The sequence below is a fragment of the Thomasclavelia saccharogumia DSM 17460 genome, assembly GCF_000686665.1.
Taxonomy (GTDB): Bacteria; Bacillota_I; Bacilli_A; order Erysipelotrichales; family Coprobacillaceae; genus Thomasclavelia; species Thomasclavelia saccharogumia.
The window spans coordinates 21473-28016 of sequence record NZ_JMLH01000040.1; the positions used below are offsets into that span (position 1 = coordinate 21473).

The following is a 6544-nucleotide window of genomic DNA, read 5'->3' on the forward strand; positions in this document are numbered from 1 at the left end:
TAATTTTATTTGAAATTATGTTGTCTTTTTTATATATAAATAATGTGAATTTAAGTTTTTTTAGAAGAGAGGCGTCAATTATGCTTTTATGATACGTTTTTTTGTGCTATAATGGGCTGGTAATAGAATAAGGAGGATTACTTCATGGGATACGGACAAAAAGTAAAAAAATGGTTCTTTGATGAAGACGGTGATGAAGTTGAAGAATATGATGAAGTAGAAATCGATACTGAGCCTAAAACCAGTTTATTTGAACAAGCTAAATTTTCAAAAACTAGTGATGCCATTAAAGCATTAAATGCTAATAAAGATAGTCAATTAATTTTATTTGAACCAAGAGCTTTTGCAGAAACACAGGATATTGCTAATTATTTGAAACAGAAAAAAGCTGCAGTAATAAATCTACATCGTTTACAAAAAGAGCAGTCTAAACGTGTTGTAGATTTCTTAAGCGGGGTAATCTTTGCAATTGAAGGAGATATTCAACGGATCGGACCTAGAATATTTTTATGCACACCTAAAAATATTGGTGTTTCTGGAACAATTGATTTAGATGAAGAGGACTCAGAAGAATTATAAGTATTAGTTTAACTAATACTTTTTAATTATGCTGGAACATTTTAAAGGTGAAGAAGTTTTTGTTAAAAAGATTCTGGAATTTAAAGATCAGGCTTTAAATCGACAGAAAATTGTTTTAACAAAGTTTTTAAACCCATATCATCAGTCAATTGTTTATAGTATTATTGGTAAATCAGATGATTTAATTGTCTTAGAAGATGGTGGTTTAGTTAATAGTGAAGCTAAAAGACTAATTATTGCGCCATCATTTTATCAAATTGAAAAAGCTGATTTTGAAATAGCGTTGGCTAAAATTACATATGCGAAACCTTTTGGTAAATTAGGCCATCGAGATATTTTAGGAGCTTTAATGTCTTTAGGGATTAAAAGAGAGTTGTTTGGGGATATTTACGAATATAATGATGATTTTTATGTTGCGATGGATTTAAAAATTTATGATTATGTTAAAGATAATCTTACGATGATAAAAAAAAGCAAGGTAAAATTATCTTTATCTGATGAAGAAATTGAGATCGTTCATCAGTATGCAAGTAAAACTTTTATTATTTCTTCGTTTCGTCTTGATAAGGTAGTTAGTAGTTTTTACGGCTTGCCGCGAAACAAAGCAGTAAGCTATATTCGATCAGGTTTTGTAAAAGTTAATCACAAAGAAGTTGAAGAAATAAGTTATTTGTGTAATAATAGTGATGTGATATCGCTTCGACGTTATGGTCGTGTTAGGTTTGTTGATACAAAAAGAAGAACAAAACAGGATAATTATGTTGTAGAAGGGTATTTTTATAAGTAAGGGAGTGAGACGATGAAAGAAATAAAAAAGCAGTTTAGAGGCTATGACATGCAGACAGTTGATAATTTGATGATTGATTATGAAGATCAAATCAATAAGTTAGAAAGGCAGGTAGCCACTTTAACGAATGAACTTGAACATGCCAAAGAGCAAAACTCTTTATTGCAGCATCGTGTCAACATTACTGAAAAGACAAATGAAGAGATAGCTCGTTTAGCTTTAAAAGAAGCTAGTGCTTTAATTGATAAAGCCAAACGTAATGCTAATATGATTTTAAAAGAATCATTAGATTATGTACGTTCACTTTCAGGTGAAATGAATGATTTTAAAGATCAGGCAATTAAATTCCGTTCATCGGTTCAAAAGATGTCACAGGATATCTTAGATACGATCGATAATTCGGAAGTCTTTAATCTAATTAATGAAGAAGATGAAGATGAATAAATACGATGAAAGAGACAGTTTATAATAAGATGTTTATAGAGAGCTGATGGCTGGTGTAAATCAGTAACTATTATTATAATGAATCACTCTGGAGTAGCGCCTTGAACTCAAGTAGAGGTCGCCGTTGATCGCGTTAAGATTTTAAAGTGCGTATTGAAAAATACGAATTAAGGTGGTACCGCGAAATATTCGTCCTTTTATAAGGGCGTTTTTTAATTTTATGGAGGAGAAAAAATGAATTACAAAGACACATTATTAATGCCAAAAACAGACTTTGAAATGCGTGGGAATCTTCCTAAAAAAGAACCTGGGTATGTAAGTCGCTGGCAAGAAGCAAACATGTATGAAAAGGTTATTAAACAAAATGAGGGTAAAGATGCTTTTGTTTTCCATGATGGGCCACCATATGCTAATGGAAATATGCATATGGGACATATGTTAAACAAAGTCATCAAAGATGTAATCTGTCGTTACAATAACATGGAAGGGCGTTACACACCATATATTCCTGGTTGGGATACTCATGGTTTGCCTATTGAAAATGCTATTCAAAAATTAGGTGTTAATCGTAAAGAAATGTCTACAGCTGCATTTAGAAAAAAATGTGATGAGTATGCTCATGAACAAGTTAACAAACAAAAAGAACAATTGATCAGAATGGGAACATTTGCTGATTATCAACACCCATATTTAACTTTAATGCCAGAGTTTGAAGCTAATCAAATTGATGTATTTGCTAAAATGGCAATGGATGGCTTGATTTTTAAAGGGTTGAAGCCGGTATACTGGTCACCATCAAGTGAATCAGCTTTAGCTGAGGCTGAAATTGAATATCATGATATCAAAAGCCCAACTATTTTCGTAAAATTCCAAGTTAAAGATGGCAAAGGAATCTTAGACAATGATACATATTTTGTTATTTGGACAACTACTCCCTGGACAATTCCTGCCAATCTTGCCATCTGTTTAAATGAAGTGTATAACTATGCTTTAGTTGAAACAAATAAGGGTAAATTGATCGTTTTAGAGGAATTAGTTGATTCTTTGATGGAAAAATTTGAAATTACAGAATATCAAGTGATTGATCATTTTAAAGGAAAAGAATTAGAAATGATCACTTGTAAACATCCTTTATATGATCGTGAATCTTTAGTTATTTTAGGTGATCATGTTACTGCTGAAGCTGGTACTGGATGTGTTCATACAGCACCAGGATTTGGGGCTGATGACTTCTTTGTTGGTCAAAAATATGGATTGCCAGCTTATTGTAATGTTGATGAACATGGCTGCATGATGGCTGATTGCGGTGAGTGGTTAGAAGGTCAATATGTCGATGTTGCTAATAAAACAGTAACTTTAAAACTTGATGAATTAGGAGTTTTATTAAAACTTGAATTTATTACTCACAGTTATCCCCATGACTGGCGAACTAAAAAACCAATTATCTTTAGAGCAACTGATCAATGGTTCTGTTCATTAGATAAAATTAGAGATAAATTATTAAATGAAATCGATAAAGTTAACTGGCTAAATGAATGGGGTCATATTCGTATTTATAATATGATCAAAGAACGTGGTGACTGGTGTATTTCTCGTCAAAGATCTTGGGGGGTACCAATTCCAATTATTTATTGTGAAGATGGTACACCAATCATGGAAGAAAAAGTATTTAAACATATTTCTGATTTATTTAGAAAATACGGTTCAAATGTTTGGTTTGAGCGTGATGAAAAAGATTTATTACCTGAAGGATATACGAATGAACATTCACCAAATGGTATCTTTAAAAAAGAAAAAGATATCATGGACGTTTGGTTTGATTCTGGATCAAGTCATACTGGATGTATGTTAGAAAGAGGATACCCATATCCAGTAGATCTATATTTTGAAGGAAGTGATCAATATCGTGGCTGGTTCAATTCATCATTGATCGTTGGTACTGCGGCTCATGGCTGTGCACCATATAAAACAGTTTTATCACATGGCTTTGTTTTAGATGGTAAAGGAAATAAAATGTCTAAGTCTTTAGGTAATACAGTCGATCCAATTAAATTGGTTAACCAGTATGGTGCTGATATCGTAAGATTATGGGCAACATCAGTAGCTTATCAGCAGGATGTACGTATTAGTGATGAAATCATGAAACAGATTTCTGAAAACTATCGTAAGATCAGAAATACGATGCGTTTTGTGCTTGGAAACTTAAATGATTTTAAACAGGCTGATTTAGTACCGGTTGAAAAATTAACTGATGTTGATAAATATATGTTAGTAGAATTAAATAATTTAATTGATGGATATCATCAAGCTTATGATAATTATGATTTTGCTGATGCTAATCAACAGATTCTAAATTACTTTACTAATTTATTAAGTTCTTTCTATATGGATTTTACTAAAGACATTCTTTATATTGAAAAAGCAGATAGTTTACGCAGAAGACAAGTACAAACAGTATTGTATTACCATGCTAAAACTATGATGAAATTGATTTCACCAGTATTAGTATTTACTGCAGAAGAATTGCATGATCATTTTCATTGTGATGATCAAAAAGCGGAATCTGTTTTCTTAGAACCGAATGTAGAAAAAGTAGTAATTGAAAATAGTAATGAATTAAAAGAATATTTTGATCGTTTCTTATTATTGCGTAAAGATGTTTTAAAAGCGTTAGAAGGATTGCGTAATGAAAAAGTAATTAAATCAAATATGGAAGCTAAAGTAACTATTTCATTAAAAGATGAATTTAAAGATATGGCTTCAATGTTAAATGATTTAAAACAGTTATTTATTGTTGCTAAAGTTGAGCTAGTAGATGATTTATCTTTAGAAGAATATGATAGTGCATATATTAAGGTAGAAAAATTTGAAGGGCATCAATGTCCACGCTGCTGGAATTATTTTGAAGAAGATGAAATGGAAGGTGAATTATGTCATCGTTGTCATGATGTAATTAATGGTTAAAATTATTATAAATAAAAAGATAATGATTTAATAAGTTTCATTTTAAACTTTAAAAAGAGATTTCTTAAATGATTAATAAGTACTTTCATTTTTGAAATCTCTTATTTTTAGTTATTCATTATTGAGTAAGGATTTTCAATAGTATTGTTTTTTGATTTAAATAAAAAATCGATAAAATATATCTTATCGATTTTTTTATTTAAAATTATTTCTCCCCAATTTCTTTATTTAAGATGTCTACAAAATCTATAAGCTCTTGTCTACCTAATTCAGTGATACTATAGGTAGTTTGTGGACGTCTATTAACGAATTCTTTTTTTACAGTTATGTAACCAGCTTGTTCAAGTTTGCTAGTGTGATTAGTCATTGCTCCATCAGCACATCTACAAACTTTTTTTAATTGATTGTAAGTTAAGCTGGAAGTAGAAAGACTAGCTAAAATTTGAATTCTAATAGTTGAATCGAATATCTTAGAAGCTTCTACGATACTATTAATCATATGTTTACCAATCTCCTTAATATAAAATAATTATTTAATTTATAATTATTATTGCATATTTTAGAGCTGTTTGCAATTGAAAATACATAAAATTAAAAAAATGAAGATTTTATCTATATTTATTGTTTTTGTCTGATATTAATATTACGATTAAAAATTATTGATAAATTAAAATGTTTTAAATAAAAATAGAATGATGAATTATATTTTGAAGATGCTATCAAAATTAGAAATAATAATTAATTTAAAATAGATATTGTTGAAAGATGTCGAAAATGTTAAAATGTACAAGTATATTGGAGGAGTGATTGTGAGTAATAAGATTAAAGGTTCATTGTTATTAGTGTTAGCGGCAATGATTTGGGGCAGCTCTTTTATTGTGATGAAAAGTGCTGTAGATTTTTTAACGCCTAATGTGTTACTCCCGAGTTTCGCAGTAAAAATTATATACCCTCGACTCTAACCCCTAATAAACATCAGGTATTCAGGGAATTTTTTTATGTCAAGAAATTTACTTTTTTATGTAGTATAATGTAGCATAATGTGCTATAATATTACTGTGGAGGTGTTTCTTTATGTTCCTTAAAAAGTGTACTTATTCTAATGGTCGGACCTTTCTTTCTATTGTCGAATCTTATAGAGACGATAATGGTAAATCTAAGCAGCGTACTATTAAAAAAGTTGGTTATCTAGATGAACTTGCAAAACAGTTCGACGATCCTATTGATTATTTCTCTAAATTGGCTAAATCTATGTCCATCGTCGTCAAAGATAATTCCTCTATTGACTTAAATATCGATCTCTCTTCACCTATCGATTCCTCATATAATCTCTTTAATGTTGGCTATGTTGCTTTGAAAAGTATCTATAACGAGCTTATGATAAATGAATTTCTCAAAAACAAACAAAGAAAACTCAATATCGATTATTCTCTTAATAAAAACTTGGAACTGCAGGTCTTCTCCAGAATCCTGTATCCGGCTTCAAAAAAATCTACATATGAAAATCGTAAAAATTTCTTTGAACCATTTGATGACGGCATTACCAAAGATTCTATTTACCGCTGTCTTGATTATTTTTATAAATATAAATCTGATATTCAAAGAATTATCTGGGAAAATACCCGTAACAGCTATGACCGCAGCTGTTCTACCAGTTATTATGACTGTACCAATTATTATTTTGAAATTGAATATAATGATGATGACGTTATTGATGATAGCGGCAATATAAAAGAAAAGGGTTTAAGAAAAAGAGGACCAGAAAAGAAC

At 30.2% G+C, this 6544-nt stretch carries 5 protein-coding genes, 1 pseudogene and 1 other annotated feature; of the genes and pseudogenes, 5 read left to right on the top strand and 1 reads right to left on the bottom strand.

Features of this window, described 5'->3' with window-relative positions:
* The first annotated feature begins 144 nt into the window (after positions 1–144).
* The 4 genes from BR82_RS0109565 to ileS all read left to right on the top strand — a co-directional run bounded on the left by BR82_RS0109565 (position 145) and on the right by ileS (position 4774).
* A complete protein-coding gene (locus tag BR82_RS0109565) occupies positions 145–579 on the top strand; it encodes a cell division protein SepF (protein WP_024722649.1) in 435 nt (144 codons plus the stop codon).
* A 28-nt stretch (positions 580–607) separates the two neighbouring features.
* Positions 608–1366 carry a YlmH family RNA-binding protein gene (locus BR82_RS0109570; RefSeq protein WP_027090003.1) on the top strand — a complete coding sequence of 253 codons (759 nt, stop codon included), beginning with the start codon at positions 608–610 and terminating at the stop codon, positions 1364–1366.
* Between the two features lie 12 nt (positions 1367–1378).
* Complete coding sequence (locus BR82_RS0109575; RefSeq protein WP_027090004.1) at positions 1379–1810, top strand: DivIVA domain-containing protein; 432 nt, start codon at positions 1379–1381, stop codon at positions 1808–1810.
* Positions 1807–2010 (top strand) — a binding site (T-box leader). Its footprint overlaps the gene before it by 4 nt.
* Positions 2011–2044: 34 nt before the next feature.
* Entirely contained in the window at positions 2045–4774 is a 2730-nt protein-coding gene (gene ileS / locus BR82_RS0109580; protein ID WP_027090005.1) for an isoleucine--tRNA ligase, read from the top strand.
* 205 nt (positions 4775–4979) lie between these two features.
* On the opposite strand, the gene BR82_RS0109585 is transcribed toward ileS, so the two are convergent.
* On the bottom strand, positions 4980–5273 hold the full coding sequence (locus BR82_RS0109585) for a transcriptional regulator (protein ID WP_027090006.1): 294 nt from the start codon (positions 5271–5273) through the stop codon (positions 4980–4982).
* A 575-nt stretch (positions 5274–5848) separates the two neighbouring features.
* Between BR82_RS0109585 and BR82_RS0109595 the strand changes: the two are divergent.
* Positions 5849–6544 (top strand): annotated as a pseudogene (locus tag BR82_RS0109595) (IS1634 family transposase); the annotation flags it as partial.